The sequence below is a fragment of the Streptomyces sp. NPDC090106 genome (assembly GCF_044747265.1).
Taxonomy (GTDB): domain Bacteria; phylum Actinomycetota; class Actinomycetes; order Streptomycetales; family Streptomycetaceae; genus Streptomyces.
In genome coordinates, this window is sequence record NZ_JBIVDS010000005.1 from 60,346 (window position 1) to 79,930 (window position 19,585).

The 19,585-nt window shown below is 70.1% G+C and carries 18 protein-coding genes; 8 read left to right on the forward strand and 10 right to left on the reverse strand.

The genetic code is table 11. The features are described from left to right. Positions 1-184 precede the first annotated feature (184 nt). The 3 genes from ACIPSE_RS17335 to ACIPSE_RS17345 all read left to right on the forward strand — a co-directional run bounded on the left by ACIPSE_RS17335 (position 185) and on the right by ACIPSE_RS17345 (position 5,874). Positions 185-1,420 carry an HNH endonuclease gene (locus ACIPSE_RS17335; protein ID WP_401663268.1) on the forward strand — a complete coding sequence of 412 codons (1,236 nt, stop codon included), beginning with the start codon at positions 185-187 and terminating at the stop codon, positions 1,418-1,420. A 251-nt stretch (positions 1,421-1,671) separates the two neighbouring features. Continuing rightward, entirely contained in the window at positions 1,672-3,582 is a 1,911-nt protein-coding gene (locus tag ACIPSE_RS17340) for a DNA/RNA helicase domain-containing protein (protein ID WP_401663270.1), read from the forward strand. A gap of 177 nt (positions 3,583-3,759) precedes the next feature. Continuing rightward, positions 3,760-5,874, forward strand: coding sequence for a DUF2075 domain-containing protein (locus ACIPSE_RS17345; RefSeq protein ID WP_401664446.1), 2,115 nt, complete (start codon positions 3,760-3,762; stop codon positions 5,872-5,874). Positions 5,875-5,922: 48 nt separating this feature from the next. Here the strand turns inward: ACIPSE_RS17345 and ACIPSE_RS17350 are convergent, their stop codons facing one another. The 6 genes from ACIPSE_RS17350 to ACIPSE_RS17375 all read right to left on the reverse strand — a co-directional run bounded on the left by ACIPSE_RS17350 (position 5,923) and on the right by ACIPSE_RS17375 (position 11,293). Next, positions 5,923-6,051 carry a DUF6408 family protein gene (locus tag ACIPSE_RS17350; RefSeq protein WP_401663273.1) on the reverse strand — a complete coding sequence of 43 codons (129 nt, stop codon included), beginning with the start codon at positions 6,049-6,051 and terminating at the stop codon, positions 5,923-5,925. A gap of 275 nt (positions 6,052-6,326) precedes the next feature. After that, complete coding sequence (locus tag ACIPSE_RS17355) at positions 6,327-7,829, reverse strand: DUF4246 domain-containing protein (protein WP_401663276.1); 1,503 nt, start codon at positions 7,827-7,829, stop codon at positions 6,327-6,329. A 102-nt stretch (positions 7,830-7,931) separates the two neighbouring features. Then, positions 7,932-8,177: a hypothetical protein gene (locus tag ACIPSE_RS17360; protein ID WP_401663278.1), complete on the reverse strand. Its 246-nt coding sequence runs from the start codon at positions 8,175-8,177 to the stop codon at positions 7,932-7,934. Between the two features lie 7 nt (positions 8,178-8,184). Next, positions 8,185-8,649 (reverse strand): hypothetical protein, encoded by a 465-nt coding sequence (locus ACIPSE_RS17365; RefSeq protein ID WP_401663280.1) that lies wholly within the window; start codon positions 8,647-8,649, stop codon positions 8,185-8,187. 174 nt (positions 8,650-8,823) lie between these two features. Further along, positions 8,824-9,951 carry a M24 family metallopeptidase gene (locus ACIPSE_RS17370; RefSeq protein WP_401663283.1) on the reverse strand — a complete coding sequence of 376 codons (1,128 nt, stop codon included), beginning with the start codon at positions 9,949-9,951 and terminating at the stop codon, positions 8,824-8,826. 28 nt (positions 9,952-9,979) lie between these two features. Continuing rightward, complete coding sequence (locus tag ACIPSE_RS17375) at positions 9,980-11,293, reverse strand: threonine/serine exporter family protein (protein ID WP_401663285.1); 1,314 nt, start codon at positions 11,291-11,293, stop codon at positions 9,980-9,982. Between the two features lie 299 nt (positions 11,294-11,592). On the opposite strand from ACIPSE_RS17375, the gene ACIPSE_RS17380 reads away from it, so the two are divergent. From ACIPSE_RS17380 to ACIPSE_RS17395, 4 genes are read left to right on the forward strand one after another with little or no spacing between them, the layout of a single operon-like run. Beyond that, positions 11,593-13,065 (forward strand): APC family permease, encoded by a 1,473-nt coding sequence (locus tag ACIPSE_RS17380; RefSeq protein ID WP_401663287.1) that lies wholly within the window; start codon positions 11,593-11,595, stop codon positions 13,063-13,065. Then, a complete protein-coding gene (locus ACIPSE_RS17385) occupies positions 13,062-13,505 on the forward strand; it encodes a hypothetical protein (protein ID WP_401663289.1) in 444 nt (147 codons plus the stop codon). The genes ACIPSE_RS17380 and ACIPSE_RS17385 overlap by 4 nt, the downstream gene beginning before the upstream one ends. After that, on the forward strand, positions 13,502-14,860 hold the full coding sequence (locus ACIPSE_RS17390) for a dipeptidase (protein ID WP_401663291.1): 1,359 nt from the start codon (positions 13,502-13,504) through the stop codon (positions 14,858-14,860). The genes ACIPSE_RS17385 and ACIPSE_RS17390 overlap by 4 nt, the downstream gene beginning before the upstream one ends. Beyond that, positions 14,857-16,197: a hypothetical protein gene (locus ACIPSE_RS17395; RefSeq protein ID WP_401663293.1), complete on the forward strand. Its 1,341-nt coding sequence runs from the start codon at positions 14,857-14,859 to the stop codon at positions 16,195-16,197. The genes ACIPSE_RS17390 and ACIPSE_RS17395 overlap by 4 nt, the downstream gene beginning before the upstream one ends. A gap of 71 nt (positions 16,198-16,268) precedes the next feature. Here ACIPSE_RS17395 and ACIPSE_RS17400 read toward each other — a convergent pair whose 3' ends face one another. The 3 genes from ACIPSE_RS17400 to ACIPSE_RS17410 form a co-directional block, all read right to left on the reverse strand. Continuing rightward, the gene (locus ACIPSE_RS17400) at positions 16,269-16,844 is read right to left on the reverse strand and encodes a DUF305 domain-containing protein (RefSeq protein ID WP_401663295.1); all 576 of its coding nucleotides are present in this window, start codon (positions 16,842-16,844) and stop codon (positions 16,269-16,271) included. 74 nt (positions 16,845-16,918) lie between these two features. Then, positions 16,919-17,422 carry a DUF6153 family protein gene (locus tag ACIPSE_RS17405; RefSeq protein ID WP_401663297.1) on the reverse strand — a complete coding sequence of 168 codons (504 nt, stop codon included), beginning with the start codon at positions 17,420-17,422 and terminating at the stop codon, positions 16,919-16,921. A gap of 46 nt (positions 17,423-17,468) precedes the next feature. Continuing rightward, entirely contained in the window at positions 17,469-18,038 is a 570-nt protein-coding gene (locus tag ACIPSE_RS17410) for a DoxX family protein (protein WP_401663299.1), read from the reverse strand. A gap of 126 nt (positions 18,039-18,164) precedes the next feature. Here ACIPSE_RS17410 and ACIPSE_RS17415 point away from each other — a divergent pair, with 126 nt between their 5' ends. After that, on the forward strand, positions 18,165-18,491 hold the full coding sequence (locus tag ACIPSE_RS17415; protein ID WP_401663302.1) for a nuclear transport factor 2 family protein: 327 nt from the start codon (positions 18,165-18,167) through the stop codon (positions 18,489-18,491). 228 nt (positions 18,492-18,719) lie between these two features. On the opposite strand, the gene ACIPSE_RS17420 is transcribed toward ACIPSE_RS17415, so the two are convergent. Continuing rightward, positions 18,720-19,472, reverse strand: coding sequence for an ABC transporter ATP-binding protein (locus ACIPSE_RS17420; protein WP_401663305.1), 753 nt, complete (start codon positions 19,470-19,472; stop codon positions 18,720-18,722). Between the last annotated feature and the right edge of the window lie 113 nt (positions 19,473-19,585).

The window sequence follows — 19,585 nt, forward strand, 5'->3', positions numbered from 1 at the left end:
ACGCGGCAGGTCTACCAAGCGAGGGCCTCAGCACTTCGAGCACTCGGTGCGCAAGGGAATCCGGCTCGCGGAGTACGAACATGTCCTCGGTGGTCACGCGGAGCTGCTGAATCGTCTCTTCCCTGATGGGGTGGCGAGGCTGTGGGGGGCGACTCCTGTGGCAGTGCCATGGCACACCAAGGCCGTGGCCATCCGGGACCAGAAGGTCGGGGACGAGGTCCTCTTCTGTGCCGGCGACCGGTTCATCGCCAAGGCCCGCATACTCGGTCTGATGCACAGCCCTGGGCTGGCTGCAGCCGTTTGGGGAGCGGACGAGGACCAGAAGACGTGGGAACACATCATGGCGCTGGGCGAGATCGTGGAGATCGACGTACCAGCGGCTTCGCTGCTCACCGAGTTGGTCAAGCAGCCGATCCTGCGCAGCCTCACCTTGATACCTGCTGAGGTGCGTCGGCGACATCTGGCCTTGTTCAACAGCCTCTTGGACGGGCAGGCACCCCAGGCGCACCATCGGTCCTTGGACGGCAAGCCGGCTGTCTCCGTTCCTGCAATGCGGCGCGAGGAGTTGCTGCACGCCCTCGGAACCCTGGATGCCGGCGCACCGGACGAACAGCACACGCGCGATGCGTCGCTCATGTTGCTGTGGGCCCTCGGCCGCCTCGTGGCCGGGTACAACCGCTTGGTGCCGCGAGACCTCTGCGCAAGGGAAATGGGCCCCCTCCTCCTGGACTTCGGGGCCCACGACGTGGACGTCGCACTGGACCACACCTTCCAGCATCTGCAGGACACCGGCCTCTGGCACACCGAAAGCGCGGGTGGCGGCTTCGCAGCGGGCCTGAAACGGGATGTCGCGCGGCTCCTTCAAACGCCTCTCGCGCGTGCGGAGGCGGTCGGGCTGCTGCTCTGTACCTCCTACTTCCAGGATGCCGACCAGGCAGTCCTGCTGGAGCGGGTAGGGCTCGCCGGATACGCGAACGCCGAAGGAACCGTGGACGAGGAGAGCGAGGAAGGGGCGGTCGGTGCGACGCCTTCGGCGAGTCCGGGGCGTCGGCCGGTCAACGGATCTCGCCCCGACCGGGACCCGCGGCTCGCCGAGCGGATCAAGCTGCTCCACGGACACCGGTGCCAGGTGTGCGGGGAACGTCTGGAGACACGGTTCGGCCACTACAGCGAGGCCGCGCACATCCAAGGGGTCGGAAGGCCTCACAAAGGGCCGGACAGACTGTCGAACATGCTGTGCCTCTGCCCCAACCACCATGTCCAGTTCGACAAGCTCTTCTTCTTCATCGACGAGGAGTGGAACGTGCGCCGAAGCAGGGACGAGAAACTGATCCGTCCCTTGATCCGCCATCCGAAGCACGTGATCGACCAGACGTGCGTCGAGTACCACCGCGGGTTGTGCGGCCGAAGCCGTTACTGAACGCCGATGTCATTGAGGCCTCGCGGGCGGGCGGGCGTACGCGGGAGCCGTCCACTGCGGCGTCGTTCCCCGGCGTGCAACTCGGCTTGTCCGCCGACGGCAGTGTGACCGCTGGTCCGGCTGTCGCTACCACCAGGTACTCTCAAGCACATCGTCAACGCGGCCCGACGGGCTTCCGCTCCATCCCGGTGGAGTCCTGAAGGACATGCCCCCACCCGCACGAGTCTTTTCGTGCTGCCTGGGGGAAGTCCTTGCTGTTCCGCGCGTCCGCGAAAACGGTCGCCGTCATGGCACTCGACGGTTCGCTGTTCCTGCACCTCACCGAGCAATTCGTCCACATGCACGGCTATCGGCCCGGAGCCCCGGAGGCCCGCTCCTGGGAGCGCAGCATCCCACTGCTGACCGCCGCGCTCAACGACGCCGGTCTGGGCGACGTCGAGCTCATGCTGGAGTACGCGCTACCGCTGAACAGCAAACGCGCCGATGCCGTCCTTGCCGGAGTGCACCCGGTGACGGGAGAGCCGTCCTACGTCGTGGTCGAGTTGAAGCAGTGGAGCCAGGCGGCTCCGCACGAGGACGACCCGACGCTGTGCCTCGTCGATGTCTACGCGCACCCCGTGCTCAACCCGATCGAGCAGGTGCGGCGGTACCGCGACTACCTGGTCAACTTCAACGGTGCGGTCGCAGAGCACGGCGAACGGATCCAGGGAGTGGCCTTCCTGCACAACGCCACCGAGTTCGGGGTGAGCGGGCTCAGGGAGATCGAGCGGGACGAGCGGGGCCGGCTCTTCACGGGAGAGACACGGGGCGCGTTCCTGGATCACCTCCGGTCCAGACTGAGCGACAAGTACCCCGGTGCCCGTGCGGCTGACGAGTTGCTCGCGGGAGCCACCGTGCCGTCCAAGCAGTTGATGTCCGTGGCGGCTCAGGAAGTGCGTGAGCGGCAGCAGTTCGTCCTCCTCGACGAGCAGCAGGTCGCCTACCGCACGGTACTCAACGCGGTGGAGAAGGCGAAGCGCGCCGACCACAAAGAAGTAGTCATCGTCACCGGCGGTCCCGGTACCGGGAAGAGCGTGATCGCGCTCCAACTGCTCGGCGAGCTGTACCGGAGGGGTGTGGCGGCGGTCCATGCGACCGGCTCGCAGTCGTTCACCAAGACGATGCGTAAGGTGGCCGGCTCCCGGAAGCGAGAAGTCCAGGATCTCTTCAAGTACTTCAACAGCTTCATGACCACGGAGAAGAACAGCCTGGGTGCCCTGATCTGCGACGAGGCGCACCGCATCCGGGAGACCTCCGCCAATCGCTACACCCGCGCGGCACTGCGGACCGGCAGGGCGCAGATCGACGAACTCATCGACGTCGCGCGTGTTCCGGTCTTCTTCCTTGACGAGCACCAGGTGGTGCGTCCCGGGGAGATGGGCACCGTGGACGAAATCCGTGAGGCCGCCGCCAGACGGGGCATCGAGTGCCATGTCGTCTCCCTGGAGAGCCAGTTCCGCTGCGGAGGCAGCGACGCGTATCTGCGCTGGGTGGTCAGGCTTCTCGCTCTTGAGCCCGGTGGACCGGTCGGGTGGGAACCCGACGACCGTATGCAGTTGCTGGTGGCGGACAGCCCCGAAGAACTCGAGGCGTTCCTCGCCTCCCGTCGCGCCGAGAATTACGGTGCCCGCATGTCCGCGGGCTACTGCTGGCGGTGGTCTCCCGAGCCCAAGCCCGGAGAACCACTGCCTCCGGACGTTGTCATCGGTGGCTGGGCCCGGCCCTGGAACCTGCGCGGAGACCGCTCGGTATCGGGAGCGCCCCCGTCCGCGCTGTGGGCCACCGACCCCGCGGGCTTCGGGCAGATCGGCTGCGTCTACACCGCCCAGGGCTTCGAGTACGACTGGTCCGGTGTCATCATCGGCCCGGACCTGGTCTGGCGGGGTGACCGCTGGGTCACCGACCGCACAGCGTCCCGGGACCCGGTCTTCAAGAAGTCCACACCGGACACCGATGTGGACCGTCTCATCCGGAACACGTACAAGGTGTTGCTGACGCGGGGCATGGTCGGCACGATCGTGTACTCGACCGATCGGGAGACCCGGGAGAAGCTGAGGGAACTGGTGTCCGGCAGCCCGGAGCCGCGGCCTGCCGCGGTTGAGGAGCCCTCCCTGCGGCGGTGAGCGTGCGATATCCGGCCATGATGGTTGTGCTTCCGGCCGACCGCCGTGTCATATGCCCCGTGACGATACGTCAGTTGCCTAAGATCCCAAACGTCATTGCGGCCCGACGGGCTTCCCAGGTGGACACGCCCCCATCCGCACGAGTCACTCGTGCCCTGGGGGATCCACCTCGTGTCCATGCTCCTGCTGAAACTGGCAGCGCGGGATCTGCTGAACCTGAACTCTAGACGCCGCATGGTGCCCCACCTCGCCGCGAGGTGGAGGCACTTCCTCAGCACCGATGCTTCGCTGACTGAGCGCTCCGCCTGGGCGGAGAGCCTGGTGCATCTCGCCGAGGATCTGGTCGCCGCCGACCGCGGTAACGTCGAGATGATCGTCGAGTGCGCGGCCACTCTCGACGAGGCCGAGCGCGCCGGAGCCCCACGGCTCATCGACGTCGTCCTCGTCGGCCACCACCCCGAAGGGAGCGGGCTGTCCGTCCAACTCGTCGAGCTGAAGCGCTGGTCCACGGTGACCCGAGTGGAGCAGGCGACCGCGGAACTGGTGCATGTCCCCGGCATGGGGGAGAAGAAGCACCCGGCGCTGCAACTGCGTGAATACTACGAGGCGTTCACGAGCGACCGTGGTCCGTTGCGTGGGCTCGAGTTCGAGTGCGGCGGCTTCGCCTATCTGCACAACGCCACCGATGCCTCGGTGCTCCCGCTGATCGGTGTGGACGCGCCGACCGGTTCCTACGCCCGCGTCTACACCAACGACCGCCGCGCCCAACTCCTCGCGGACATGCGGAGCAGCTTTGGCACGGATGGTGCGGACTCGGCCGCCGAGATCCTTTTGCGGAACATGGGCTTGCGCAATACCCCATTGCTCGACGCCATGATCCGTTCCAATGGCCAGGACACGGTCTTCACCTTGCGGGGCCGTCAGAAGAAGGTCGCGGACGACATCCTCGACACTGCCGCCAAGGTACTTCCTGATCCCCGGCAGCCGGCGCTCCTCCCCGACGAGCGGCGGGTGGTGTTCCTCGTCACGGGAGGCGCGGGTACGGGCAAGAGCGCCATCGGCCTCCAACTCAAGGCTGAACTGGAGGCGGAAGGCCGCACGGTCAAGTACGCGAGCGGCAGCCGGGCGTTCAACGGAGCCCTGCAGGAGCATGTCGGCTACGGCGACCGGGAGTTCAAGGAGAGCTTCACCTACTTCAGCAACTTCGTCACCCCGCCCGACCCGCCCCTGGACGTGCTGATCTGCGACGAGGCACACCGTCTGCGTGCACGCTCCACCAACCGCTTCTGGAAGCCGGAGGACTGGGGCACGAAAGCCCAGGTGGACGAACTCCTCGACGCTTCCCGGTTGACGGTCTTCTTCCTCGACGAAGGCCAGTCCGTGCGCCCGCAGGAGGTCGGCACCGTCGCTCTCGTGGCAGACGCGGCGCGACGCTACAACGCGAAACTTGTCCCTTTCGGGCTGCGGGAGCAGTTCCGTTGCGGTGGCAGCGATGGCTACATCCGCTGGGTACGTGGCGCGCTCGGGGTGTCCGACGCGGTGCCGGAGTCGTGGACCCCGGACGGCCTGATGCACGTCGAGGTCGTGGACAGCCCGGAGGAACTGGAACGGATCATCCGTTCCGAGGCCGGCGCGGGAGCCTCCGCGCGTATGGTCGCCGGGTACTGCTGGCCCTGGACGAAACCCCTCGGTCAGGAGAAGCGGCTCGAGCCCGATGTCCGGATCGGTGACTGGCACCGGCCGTGGAACGCGGACAGCGACTCCTTCTGCGAGAACAAGACCGTCCCGCCCTCCAAGATCTGGTCCGTGCACGAGAACGGCCTGGGCCAGATCGGCTGTGTGTACACCGCGCAGGGACTGGAGTGGGACTGGTGCGGCGTGATCATGGGTGAGGACATGGTGCGCCGGGGCGACCGCTGGGTGTTCAACCGGGGCAAGGACCGGGCGGACAAGGAGGCGGGCGTGAAGCGGGTCGCCGTTCCGGGGTCGTTCGATCCCAAGGTGAAGCCGAAAAGCGTTGACGACGACGAGTTCGCCCGGCTCGTCCGTCATGCCTACCACGTGTTGATGACCCGGGCGAGCCGGGCGACCGTGCTCTACTCCACGGACCAGGAGACCCGCGAGTACCTGAAGCGGCTGGTCGGCGACGTCCAGATCCACGGCCTGCGACCCACCTGGGAGAACTTGCCTGAACAGGCGCGACAGCCGCATCTGCCCCGTCCTGCCCGAGGGCGGCGCCGCCGCAGGAAGCGTCAGACGAAGGACACCCCGCCCGGAGAGATGCTCTTCTGAAGGCGGGCCGATGGAGTGTGGCGGGCTCCCGGGCCCGCCACATGCCGGTCAGAAGACCAGGCGTGCCACCACGGTCAGAGTCATCACCAGCAGATTGGTGATGACTCCCACCGTGACGTCGGCCAGAATCTGACGAATCCGGTCACGACGTGCAGGCTTGTACTCAACGGGGTTCATCGGTTTCCACTCCTGAGCGTGAGCTGGGAATGGCAGGGATCGCCCTACCGGGCATCCGCAGTCACACCGCGTGTTGCACGCGGCGGAGACCACTCGTCGCTCATCGCCGAGAAACGGCACCTGGAACACCGCCGACGTACCCTCCGGGAAGGTGCGCAGCGGGTAATCACGTTAGTGCATCGGCTGGTTGGCGCAGATCCATTTAGGACGCCGTAGGGCGGATGCGTTCCGGTCGAACCCCCTTCAATGCTTCCCTGGGCCAGTGACTCAGTGACTCAGTGCTCGCACAGCGAGAACTCGCGTTCGTAGAGCTGTTCGTTGTGTTCGTCGACGAAGAACTTGCGTTCCTGCATGAGTTGTTCGCGGAAGGCCTTCGCCTCGGCGAGGGTCATCGTCGAGGTGGGGGACCAGGGCTGCTGCGGGGGAATGTCGGAGGTCGAGACGATCGGCGTCGACGGGTCGACCAGGAAGAACGCGAGGATCTTGCGGTGGCCCGGGCGGGTCGGGTCCGTGAGGCGGAAGGGGCCGACCCGGTGTTGCAGGACGTTCGGGAAGGCCAGGCAGCGGCCCGTCGGGGTGGAGGCGGCGCCCAGGACCTGGTTGAGGGCTTCCTCGTTCTCCAGGCCGTAGACCTCGCGCATGCCGTCGTCGTCGCTCTGTTCGTACTCCGGCTCGTCCAGGGCCGTGCGGAAGCTGAGGGTGCTTTCGGTGATGTTCTCGTTGTCCCAGTAGTAGATGCCGGTCGAGACGATCCGTTCGTTCAGCATGCCCTCGACGTGCCAGGAGCCGCCGGCGTACTCGGGCTTGTCCGGGGTGAGGTGGATGGTGGCCAGTTTGGTGATCACCTGGAGGCGGCGGCCTCGCAGGTCGACGCGAGCCGGGTTCTCCGGGGGTGGGGTGAAGGACGGGGCGTCCGGGATGGTCGGGCGGCGGTTCTCCCACCACTCGTCGTGGGCCTCGCTCCAGGCGCGGCGGGCCTCCTCGAAGGCCGTCGCGTCACCGTAGGACGCTTTGTTCGGGTACTTGGGGCCCTCCTCGTACCAGCCGTACGGGTCGGCCTCGATGCGCAGCGGGCGCGGGTGGCGCAGGTCGGTGAGGACGTTCTCCAGGAGCGGGCGCATACGGCCGAGCAAGTCCGGGAGGACGGCGGCCAGTTCGCTGTGCGTCTCCGGGTGGACGTTGTTCACGTACGAGCGGAAGGCGGCGTCGCCCTCGTCGTTGACGTCCACGTCCGTCGGCAGCCACTGGAACTTCTCCGAGAACTCGTACCGCGAGTAGCGGTCCGTCGGGTTGTGCCAGGCCTGTTCGGGGGCTCCGCTCGCCTCGCGGGTCAGGCAGAACAAGGACGGGTGGACCAGGTCCAGCACCTGGCCGTCGGAACCGGGGTGCCAGTCCTTCTCCGCCTCGGGGACCTCCTCCAGGACACGGACCGCCTCACGCAGCCGCGACCTGAGGTCGGCGTCGATCAGGGTGTCTGACTGCCAGACCCCGTCGACCGCCGAGACCTCTATGCCTGTTTGCGCGTCCCTGAGCCCGGCGTAGTGCGCCAGTTCAGCCAGTACGTAGTCGGCCTGCGCCTCGGTCAGGCCCTGGTCGATCGCCTCCCGCCTCCACCTGGCCGCGATCTCCGGGTCGTTCATCTTGTCGAACCAGCCCGGCTTGGACCGGAGATGGGCGCTGCACTCCATCATCTGAAGCTCCCGCAGCGTCCGGGGCGGTTCGTATGACGTGGACGATGCGGCGTTGAACGGCAGCGGGAATGCGGACAGGGCAGTCAATTCTCTTGATCCTCCCAGGCGGGGTGCGGCGGCCGGAAGGATACTTCAGCCCATGACAGCGTGGAGAACGCTCGGTGGAGCCGGGAGGCTCCACCGAGGTGGTCACGGGCGTTCGGACTTCCTCCGCGCTGCCTTCGCCATCTGCGATCGACACAGCCAGCGGGCGATGACGCCCACCGCGAGTGCCACGAGGATCGCCCCCCAGTCGATGACGTGCGGGAGTCCGGGCCAGAAGGCGAAGAAGGCGAGCGTGATGATCAGGCCGGTGAGGAACGCGGCGATTCCGGCTTTCCGTCGCCGTACTTCCCCGGTCTCGTCCATGTTCTTCTCCTGCTGCTGCTCGACCATGCGCGGCTCACTTCGTGATGTGGTGGCACTGACTTACGCGGCGCACTCCGCTGACACTGAGGTGGGCGCAGGCCTTGCCGTAACGAGGCAGCCTCTGAGGAGAGTTGTTCCGCATTGGGTCAATCTTGCACTCGCTGTGCGTCTTGCCCCGTGAAGTGCGGTAGATGCGGTTGTTGGTGTCCGCGTAGGTGAAGTCGATGCGCCAGTTGCAGAAGCCGCTGCTGAGGGCCGCGACGAAGCCGCAGTCGACGCCGGCGTTCTGGTAGGTGATCTTCTTTCCGCTGCCCCGGATGGCGTGGGTGAACATGCAACCGGTCGGGACCTTCATCGTCATGCCGCCGACGCTGTACTCGAAGGTGCGCACGGGCGTCGAGCCGATCGCCGTGGCGTGAGCGGCCGTTGGCGCGACGAGGGTGAGGGCGCCCGCGGCAGCTAAGGCCGCAGTCAGGCGCGTGAGGTACTGGCGGATCAAGGTTGCCTCCTGGTGCTCTTGTGTGAGTACCTCGGACAACCCGGTCCTGTGATCGTCGGTTACACGTACACGTCTCATTGACCGCGATTGAGTGATCAAGGTGCGTGGCGGTGACCTGCGGAAACGTTCATGGTGGTGGCCTTGCCCGTCAACCCGAAGGGGATGAAGACGGTCTCACTCCACCACAGCCATCTCGTGCGCCGTGTCGTTCAAGCGGCGGCCCCCGGTCTCCGTGCACGTCACGATGTCCTCGATGCGGACGCCGAAGCGGCCGGGGAGGTAGATGCCGGGCTCGATGGAGAAGCACATGCCGGGGACGAGGGGCTGGGTCTCGCCCTCGACCATGTAGGGGGGTTCGTGGGTGGTGACGCCGATGCCGTGGCCCGTGCGGTGGATGAAGTACTCGCCGTAGCCGGCGTCGGTGATGACCTTGCGGGCCACCCGGTCGATCTCCTGGCAGGGCACGCCCGGCGCGACCGCCTCGAACGCGGCCTGCTGGGCGGCGCGCACGATGCCGTGCACCCGCCGTTCCTCCTCCGTCGGCTCGCCCACGTGGACCGTGCGGGTGGTGTCGGAGCCGTAACCGTCCTTCAGGCCACCGAAGTCGAGGACGACCATGTCGCCGGGCCGGATGACCCGCTCGCCCGCCTCGTGGTGCGGATTGGCGCCGTTGGGGCCCGAGCCGACGACCGTGAAGTCGACCTGGCTGTGGCCGTGTTCGCGCAGCAGCCGGGCCAGGTCGGCGGCGACCTCCGTCTCCCGGCGGCCGGTGAAGGGGACGGAGAGGATCTCCTCGTACGTCCGGTCCGCCGCCGCGCCCGCCGCGGCGAGCCGTGCCACCTCGTGGGCGTCCTTCACGCCCCGCAGCATCGGCAGCGCGGTCGTCAGCGCCCGGTACGTCGTGAGCGGCAACGTCTCCTGGAGGCCGAGCAGATGCAGCGCCCAGGTCGAATCGGACACCCCGTAGCGGCCGTTGGGGAGCATCAGGCCGGTCGCGGCGGCGTAGGGGTCCTGGCCGTCGCGCCAGTCGGACATCCGCACCGCGCCCGCACCCGGCGCGGCCTGCGCGTCCGGCAGCTCCAACGCCGGTACCAGCAGCCGGGGTTCGGCGGACGGCGTGAGGACGAGGAGGGTGAGGCGCTCGGTGATGGCGGTGGGCCGGTAGCCGCACAGCCAGACCAGGTCGGGGCCCGGCGCGACGAGGAGACCGGCGAGTCCGGCCGCCGCGGCGTCCTGGGCGGCTCGCGCCATCCGGTCCGCGTAGTCCTGCTCCGTGAAGGGCTCGGGCGTGTCGTCGCTCATTGCCTCATCGTCCGGGCCAGGGGATCCCTCATGCCCGGCGGCGTACTCCGTCCGGGTGATCCCCGGTGGTCGCTCGCGGCTGGACGAGCGTCGCCCCCAGCAGCATGCCCACGGCGATGGCCGTCACGATCGTCACCAGTTTCAGCAGGTCCCGGAAGCCCTCGATGACATAGCCGCCCGCGAGCGTGGTCAGCCCGCGCATGCCCAGGGAGCCGACGGTCAGGGTGAAGAAGCCGGGCAGGAGCAGGACCAGCCGGGGCGGCATGTGCGCGGCGCGGGCCAGGAGGGTCGCCGCGGCCGTCAGGATCACCGCGGCGACGAAGGTGCCGCCCGCCTCCCCGATCGCCTTGGTGACCAGCGACTGCACCGCGACCGTCAGGTACACCAGCGCGAGCAGCGGCCAGAACAGGCGGCGGGGCACCGCGAACGCCAGCACGGTGCCCGCCGTGAACACGATCCAGGAGAGGAACAGCGCCCAGCGCGGCAGATCGGAGTCCGCCGCCACGTCGAAGAGGGCGCGGGTGGAGGTGCCGGTCGCGAACACGCCCAGCATCACGCCGAGATAGAGCTGGACGAGGAGGAACACCGAGTAGACCAGGCGGATCGCGCCCGTCGTCATCCGGCCCGCCGCCAGCTCGGCGGTCGCCGCGCTCAGGTAGTCGCCGGGGACGAAGAAGAACAGCGCGGGCAGCATCAGCAGCACCGGGCCGCCGTGCGAGGGGCTGCGGGCGAACACCTCCAGCGTGACAACCGAGATCACCGTCGACACCACCAGCGGCAGCACCGTCGCCAGCCGCGGCACCCGGTCCGCGGCGACGGCCAGCGACGCGGCGATCGTGGCGAGGACCGCCGTCGCGGCGATCTCCCACCATGTGGGCTGCATCAGCGGCGCGAAGCCCAGCGAGAACAGCACGACACCGAGGAGCTTGCCCCACCACGGGTAGGGCGGGTCCGACTCGACGATCCGGGTCAGCCGGCGGTCGGCGCCCGCCAGGTCCGTGCGGCCGGCGCGGACGTCGGCGAGGAGCGGCTTCAGCGCGGTCACCTGGTCCAGGCGGAACACCTCGGGGAAGCCGCGGATCGTGACGGTGCGCGGCGTGCCGTCGGCCGCGGTGACGGTGAGCGCGGCGCCGTCCGGCACCAGGAGCAGCGACGCGTCGCCGCCGAGTGCTCTGGCCGTCCCGGTCACCGTCTCCTCGATCCCCTCGGCGCCCTCCCCGCTGCAGTTCAGCAGCAGCCGCGTCAACCGCGTCAGGAACCCGGTGAGGTCGTCGAGACCGGCGGGTGCGGGTGCGGGGGCGGCTGCGGAACCCGCGCCGGAACCGGATGCGGGGGACTCCACGGACGGTTCCACGGGCGGTTCCCTGGACGGTTCCACGGGCGGCTCCTGGGACGGGCGGGTGCCTGGACGGGGCGCGTCCGCGCCGGGCGGGCGGGGTCCGGCGCTCCGGCGCCGGTCGCTCCAGCCTGCTGGCCGCTCCGCCCGGACGGCGAGACGGGTGGGCCGTCCGGGGGACACGGAGCGTGCTCACTCCATCGGCGTAGCCCGTCATGCGGACGGCCGAGGGTGCGTCGAGGCTGGCAGACACCTCACCGTGCACCCCACCGTGCACCCCAACGTGACAGTTCCGGGAGGGCCTCATGGCGTCGATGGACGTGCCCGCCGATGTGCCGCAGGAGAGGGGGGCGGCGCGCACGGCGGTGAGAGCCACGAAGGCGCCGCTCATCTCCTGGATGACGCTGGCCCTGATGACGACCGCCTCGGTGGCCAGCCTGCGGGCCGCGCCGACGATGGCCGTCTACGGCCTCGCCTGCGTCTTCCTCTACCTCGTCCCGGCGATCGTGTTCCTGCTGCCGACCGCGCTGGTCTCGGCGGAACTGGCGTCCGGATGGAACGGCGGCGTCTACCGGTGGGTGAGCGAGGGGCTGTCCAAGCCGCTCGGATTCCTCGCCGTGTGGTGCCAGTTCGCGATGACGATCTTCTACTACCCGAGCCTGCTGGCCTTCGTGGCCAGCACCATCGCGTACGTCATCGACCCCGCCCTCGCCTCCAACGGCCTCTACACCGCCATCGTCATCATGGTCCTGTACTGGACCGGCGTGTGGGTGTCGTCCCGGGGCACCAAGGCCCTGGCGGGACTGTCCAGTTGGGGTCTGATCATCGGCACCCTGGTGCCCGGCACGCTTCTCGTCGTGCTCGGCATCGTCTTCCTGGGGCAGGGCAACCCGTCCGCCGCGCCGATGGACTCCAGCCATCTGCTGCCGCAGTGGGCGGGCCTGGCCAGCCTGGTGCTGATCGTGAACAACTTCCTCTCCTACTCCGGCATGGAGATGAACGCCGTCCACGTCTCCTCGCTGAAGGACCCGGCGAAGGAGTACCCCAAGTCGATGTTCATGGCGATGGGGCTGGTGCTGCTCATCTTCATCCTCCCGGCGCTGGCGATCAGCTGGGTGGTCCCGGCCGACCAGACCAGCCTCACCGCCGGTGTGATGCAGGCGTTCAACGCCTTCTTCTCCTACTTCCACATCGGCTGGATGACCCCGATCGCCGCCGTGATGCTGGTGGCCGCCTCCCTCGGCGGCATGCTGACCTGGCTCGCCGGACCGTCCAAGGGCCTGCTGGAGATCTCCCGCAGCGAGGGCTACCTCCCGCCGTACCTGCAGAAGCTCAACAAGTTCGGCATCCAGCAGAACATCCTGGTCACCCAGGGCGTCGTCACCACCGTCATCGCCCTGATGTACGCGTTCATCCCGAACGTCTCCAGCGTCTACTGGATCTTCTCGACGATCACCACGCAGGTGTACCTCATCGTCTACCTGCTGATGTTCGCCGCCGCGATGCGCCTGCGGAAGAACCAGCCCGACCACCCGCGCGGCTACCGCGTGCCCGCCCTGCCCCTCGTGTGCACGGTCGGTCTGCTCGCCTCCCTCGCCGCGCTCGCCATCGGCTTCGTGCCGCCCTCCCAGTTCGGCGGCAGCAGCGTCCTGTCGTACGTCCTGTTCATCGGCGGCGGTCTGGTGGTCCTCGGGCTGCTCATCCCGTTCGCGTTCCTCAAGTTCCGCAAGCCGAGCTGGCGTTCGCAGGAACGTGCCCAGGAAGGGGGGACCGCATGAGCCCCACCAGGTTCGCCTCCGAGCACAAGTGGATCTACATCGGCGCCATCGTCGTCCTGGTCGCCCTCGCGATCGTCGGGGTCGTCCAGTACGAGAGCGTCAAGAGCACCAACGAGGCGGCGACGAAGGCCAACAAGCTCGCCGACGCCGCCGTCGACGCCGGCTATCCGCGCCCCGACACCGAGGTCATCGAACGGGCGCTCGGCACCGACGGGGGAGAGGTCTGCAAGGACCCCGCCACCGCCCTGAAGTCCGCCCTCTGGAAGATCAACATCTCCAACGGGGCCGCGTTCGTGGGCCAGCGCCCGGTCATCGGCGACCGCAAGGCGCTGCGGGCCGAGGCCAAGATCCTCCAGATCTACTGCCCGGACAAGCTCGACGACATCAAGGACGAGCTCGACGACCTCAAGCTCGACGACACGGTGAGGCGGTCCGCATGACCAGCGAACTCGGCGACAGGATCGCCGCGTTGATGCCGCGCGCGAAACAGGACCTCGCCGACCTCGTCGCCGTCCCGTCCGTCGCCGACCCGCGCCAGTACCCGCCCGAGGAGTGCCGGCGGGCCGCCCAGTGGGTCGCCGACGCCTTCGCCGCGGCCGGACTGCGCGACGTCCACCTCGCCGAGACCCCCGACGGCAGCCACGCCGTCATCGGCCACCGCCCGCCCCCGCCGGGCGCCCCCACCGTGCTGCTCTACTGCCACTACGACGTGCAGCCCCCGCTCGACGACGCCGCGTGGACCACCCCGCCCTTCACCCTCACCGAGGGCGACGACGGGCGCTGGTACGGGCGCGGCACCGCCGACTGCAAGGGCAACATCGTCATGCACCTCACCGCGCTCCGGGCGCTCGGCGAGGACATCCCGGTGGGCCTGAAGTTCGTCGCCGAGGGCTCCGAGGAGCAGGGCACCGGCGGCCTGGAGGCGTATGTCGCCCAGCACCCCGAGCAGTTCCTCGCCGACGCGCTCCTCGTCTGCGACACCGGCAACGCCGAGGTCGGCACCGGCACCGCGACCATCACCCTGCGCGGCCTCGCCAACCTCGTCGTCACCGTCGACACCCTGGACGGCGAGATCCACTCCGGCATGTTCGGCGGCCCCGCCCCCGACGCCCTCGCGGCCCTGATCCAGATGCTGTCCACCCTCCGCGACCCCAAGACCGGCGCCACCCGCGTCAACGGCCTGGACTGCGAGGGCACGTGGGACGGCGTCGGCTACGACGAGGCACAGTTCCGCGCGGACGCCGGAGTCCTGGACGGCGTCCGGCTCACCGGCACCGGCACGGTCGCCGACCGGCTCTGGGCCCGCCCCGCCGTCACCGTCCTCGGCATCGACTGCCCGCCCGTCGTGGGCTCCGCCGCCGCCGTGCCGGCCACCGCGCGCGCCCGTGTCAGCCTGCGCGTCCCGCCCGGCACGGACCCGGAGACCGCGCGCCGCGCCCTCACCGACCACCTCACCGAGGCGGCCCCCTGGGGCGCCCGGGTGACCGTCGAGACCGAGGGCACCGGATCGCCGTTCGAGGCGGCCACCGACGGCCCCGCCTACGCGGCCCTCGGCGAGGCGATGCGGGAGGTGTACGGCAAACCGCTGGCCTTCCTCGGCCAAGGCGGCTCGATCCCCCTGTGCAACGTGTTCGCCACCACCTACCCCGGCGCCGAGATCATCCTCATGGGCGTCGAGGAACCCCGCTGCCTCATCCACGCGCCCAACGAGAGCGTCGACCCGACCGAGATCGAGCACATGGCGCACGTCGAGGCCCTGTTCCTGCGCGCGTACGCGGCCGGGCGCCGGCGATGAGCGACGAGCAGGCGGCCCCCGAGCCGCGCGACGGAGCCGGCGCCAACGCCGAGCTGGAACAACTGCGCTCACGCGTCGCGGAGTTGGAGGCGGCCGGACAGCGGCCCCCCAAGCACCGCATACGCTCCCTCCTCGCCGCCCTGCTCATCGTCCTCGGCTGTGTCCTCGCCCCGCTGTCGGCGGTCGCCGCGTGGAGCGCGAGCATCGTCGGGGACACCGACCGCTACGTCGACACCGTCGCCCCCCTCGCCGGTGACCCCGACATCCAGAACGCGGCGGCCAACCGGGTCACCGACGCGGTGATGACCCGGCTCGACCTCACCACCCTGCTCTCCGGCGTCGCCCCGACCGAACGCCCGCTCCTGGAGAAGGCGTTGGGCCGACTCGGCGACTCCCTGGAGGGCGCGGTCCGCAGCTTCGTGCACGACAAGGCGAAGGCGGTCGTCGCCTCCGACGCGTTCCGCACGATCTGGACCGATGCCAACCGCCGGGTCCACGGCGCCGTCGACAAGGCCCTCACCGGCAGCGGCGGCGGCGCGGTCGAACTCAAGGACGACACCGTCACCCTGGACCTCGGACCCGTCGTCGAGCAGGTGAAGCAACGCCTCGTGGACGACGGGATGACGGTCGCCGGGAACATCCCCGAGGTCCACACCGACATCACCCTCGTCAAGGCCGACGACATCGGCCAGGTCAAGACGTACGTCCGGCTGCTCCAACTCGCGGGCACCTGGCTGCCGTTCGTCGCCGTCGCGCTGATCGCGGGCGGTGTGCTGCTGGCCGGCCGGCGCCGTCGGGCGCTGGTCGCCGGGGCGCTCGGCTTCGCCGTCGCGACCGCGCTGCTCGGCATCGGTCTGACCATCGGCCGCGCGATCTACCTCGACCGGCTGCCGTCCGGGGTCTCGCAGCCCGCCGCCGGGTCCGTCTACGACGTCCTGACCCGCTTCCTGCGCACCAGCGTGCGGGTCGCGATCGCCCTGGGCGTGATCGTCGCGCTGGCGGCCTGGCTCACCGGGCCCGGACGCCGGGCGACCTGGGTGCGCGGACTGTGGACCTCGTCCATCGACGCGGTCCGCGGGGTCACCGACCGCGCGGGGCTGCGCACCGGCCCGGTCGGCCCGTTCGTCCGCCGCTACCGCACCTGGATCACCTGGGTGCTGGTCGCCGTCGTCCTCCTCGTCTACCTCCTGTGGTCCTACCCGACGGGCTGGGTCGTCGTGGGGCTCGCCCTGACGCTGCTGTTCGCGCTGGCGGTGCTGGAGTTCCTGGCGTCGAAGGGAGATCGCTCGTCGCCGGGAGACCGTTCGTCGCCGGGCGACCGGCCGGCGAACGCCTGAGAGCGCCGGCGGCGGGCCTCCGAGGGTGCGGGCGGGACACGATGTCCGCCCGCACCCTCGGCGCTTCCGCGTCAGTCCTTGCCGAGCAGCTGGTTCATCTCGGCGATCTCGGCCGTCTGACCGGTGACGATGTCGTCGGCCAGACCGGTCGCGGGCGCGTACTCGCCCTTCGCCCTCTCCGTCTCGGCCATCGCGACGGCGCCCTCGTGGTGCTCGGTCATCAGGGTCAGGAACAGGGTGTCGAAGGCCGTGCCGGACGCCTTCTCCAGCTCGCCCATGGCGGCGTCGTCCATCATCCCGGGCATGCCGGCCGTCCCGGAGTGCCCCGAGTGCCCCGACCCGCCGGCCGAGGTCTCCTCGCCCCACGACTCCAGCCACCCGGACATCGTCTCGATCTCCGGGTCCTGCGCCTTCTCGATCCGCGCGGCCAGGTCCCTGACCCCGGCCGACCCGGCCCGGTCCGCGGCGAGGCCGGCCATCTCCACGGCCTGTCGGTGGTGCGGGACCATGCCCTGCGCGAACGCGACGTCCTGCGCGTTGTGGCCGGACGGCGAACTGCCCTCGCCCGCGCACGCGGTGAGGACGAGAGCGGCGGTGACGGTGGCGGCGGCCAGGACGGCGGCCCGCCGCGTACGGGTGTGACTCATGGGTGAACTCCTGCTGGATGAAAGGGATCTGGACATGCCGAGGCGCGCCCTGCGGTGCGGGGCGCGGGAGTTGTCTAGATCCGCAGGAGTTGCAGTTCCGCGAGGGACGGCGGCGCGCGAGCACCCTCCGTCCCCGCCGCGGCGCACAGGAGCGCCGCTTCCTCCGGTACGGCGACGGCGACGGGGTCGAGCACCGGCACGGGCAGCGAGGGTGCCCCGGCGGGCGCCCCCGACGCGCACGTCGAGTCCGCGTGCGCCGCGTGCCCCGAGCCACCGCAGTGCCCCTCCGCCCCACCGCACCCGTCATGCGCCACCGGCACGGAGACCGACACGGAGACGACCGGCACGGAGACCGGCGCGGAGACGACCGACACGGCGACGGGGGAGGCGGAGGCAGGGGAGACGGCGACGGCCATGGGCGCGGCCCGCCCGTGCTCACCCGGCAGGGCACCGTCCGGCATCGCCCCGCCCGGCGCCAGCCCGTGCATCCCGAGCAGTCCGGCCAGCACCACCAGCACGAGCAGCGCCCACCACGGCCGCCGGGGCGGTCGCGCGGGGTGCTGCTCGGGACGGTTCACGGGGAACACCCTAGGCGGCCCCGGAACCCTGCCCGCCCTCTTCGCCCTACTCCTCGTGGAGGGCCTCGGCCTCGTCGAACAGCGCCCCCTGCTCGCCCGCCCCCGACTCCTCGCGCACCCGCCGGTTCCGCGCCCCGACGACGACCGCCGTCGCCGCGGCCGTGGCCGCCAGGGCCGCGGGGACCATCCAGCCCCGGTCGAACGCGTGGCCGAGGGCGTGGTCGAGGGAGAGGCGGCCGGGGCCGACGACGGCGAGGCCGGTGGCGGCGAGACCGAGGGTGGCGGCGTACTCGTAGCCGCCACCGGTGTTGAAGAAGCCGTTGGGGGCGTGGACGGCGGCGGCGCCCGCCATCGCGCCGGCCGCCGCGGCGCCCGCCGCCGGGGTGGCGAGACCGAGCGCGAGCAGGGCGCCGCCACCGGCCTCGGCGAGGCCCGCGGCGGTCGCGTTCGCCCGGCCGGGGGCGTAGCCGACGGACTCCATGAACTGGCCGGTCCCCTCCAGTCCGTGGCCGCCGAACCAGCCGAACAGCTTCTGCGCGCCATGGGCGGCCAGCACACCCCCGGTGCCCAGCCGGAGCAGCAGCAGGCCCAGATCACGTCGGTCGTAGCAGGTCACGATGGCTCCCGGAGCAGAGACAGGTCCCTCCCTCGCCTCCACCGTCGCACCGCCGCCGCGCCTCGGGCGTACCGATGCCCGCCGTTCGGGTGGCGGGCGCCGCACGGCGGTGTGAGTCTGGCTGGCATGACGATTCAGACGTCCAAACTCACCGACCCGGCCGTCCGCGCCTTCGTCGGTGCCGTCAACGCCCATGACCGCGACGGTTTCATGGCGCTGCTCGCGCCCGACGCGACGATGGCGGACGACGGTTCGGAACGGGACCTCGACGAGTGGATCGACCGGGAGATCTTCTCCTCCCACGGCCACATGGAGGTCGACAACGAGTCCCGCGGCGGCCGGGACCTCGTCGCCCGCTACCGCAACGACGCCTGGGGCGAGATGCGCACCCGCTGGCACTTCGAGGTCGCCGAGGACGGGAAGATCAGCCGCTTCGAGACGGGCCAGGCGTAACCGCCGACGGCCCGTTCACCCGTTCACCCGTTCACCTGTTCACCCGGTCAACGGGCGGTCCCGCGCGAGGGGATCGCGAAAGGCCGCCCGGCGCGCGGGAGCCGGCCCGAGCCGACCCCGTCCCCGCACGCCGAGCGGCCGACCGGGGCACCGCGCGCCGAGCGGCCCGTCGAGGCATCGCGTGCCGAACCTCCGCGCACCGGCGCCTCACACGGCCCGCACGCGGGCTCAGTGGCCGTGGCCGCCGTACTGCGGCTGCGCGTACTGCTGCTGGACGTAGGGCTGCTGGGCCTGCGCCTGCGGCCGGGCCCGCTCGGTCAGCGTGATCTGGCCGGCCTTGATGGTCGCCAGCCGCGGGGCCTTCTTCGCGATCGACGAGTCGTGGGTGACCATGATGAACGTCAGCCCGTACTCGTGCCACAGCCCTTCCAGCAGCGCCATGATGTCGTCGCGGGTGCCCTCGTCGAGGTTGCCGGTGGGCTCGTCCGCGAGGAGCACCTTCGGCTTCTTGACCAGGGCGCGGGCGATCGCGACACGCTGCTGCTGGCCGCCGGAGAGCTCCGAGGGGGCGTGGCCCAGCCGCTCGCCGAGACCCACCGAACGCAGCGCCTCCGCCGCCCGCTCGCGCCGCTCGGCCGGCTTCACGCCGAGCGGCACCAGGGCCGTCTCGACGTTCTCCTGCGCGGTCAGCGTCGGGATGAGGTTGAAGGACTGGAAGATGATGCCGATCTTCTCGGCGCGCAGCCGGGTCAGCTTCGCCTCGCTGATCTTCGCGAGGTCGACGCCGTCGAGCTCGACGCTGCCCTCGGTGGGGCGGTCGAGGCCGCCGATCATCTGAAGGAGGGTCGACTTGCCGCCGCCGGTGGGGCCCTGGATGACGAGCTGGTCGCCGTCCTCGATGGTGAGGTCGATGCCGCGCAGCGCCTCCACGGTCTCCTTGCCGCGCGTGTACCGCTTGGTGACGCCGGTCAGTCTGTACATGGGTGCTCCGTGAGGACGTGAGTACGTGTGAGTGGAGAAGGGGGCGGGGCGCCGTCTCCCGGGGGGAGTGGAGGCGGCGCCCCGGCTCAGGGGAGGAGCGGGCCGAACGGGCC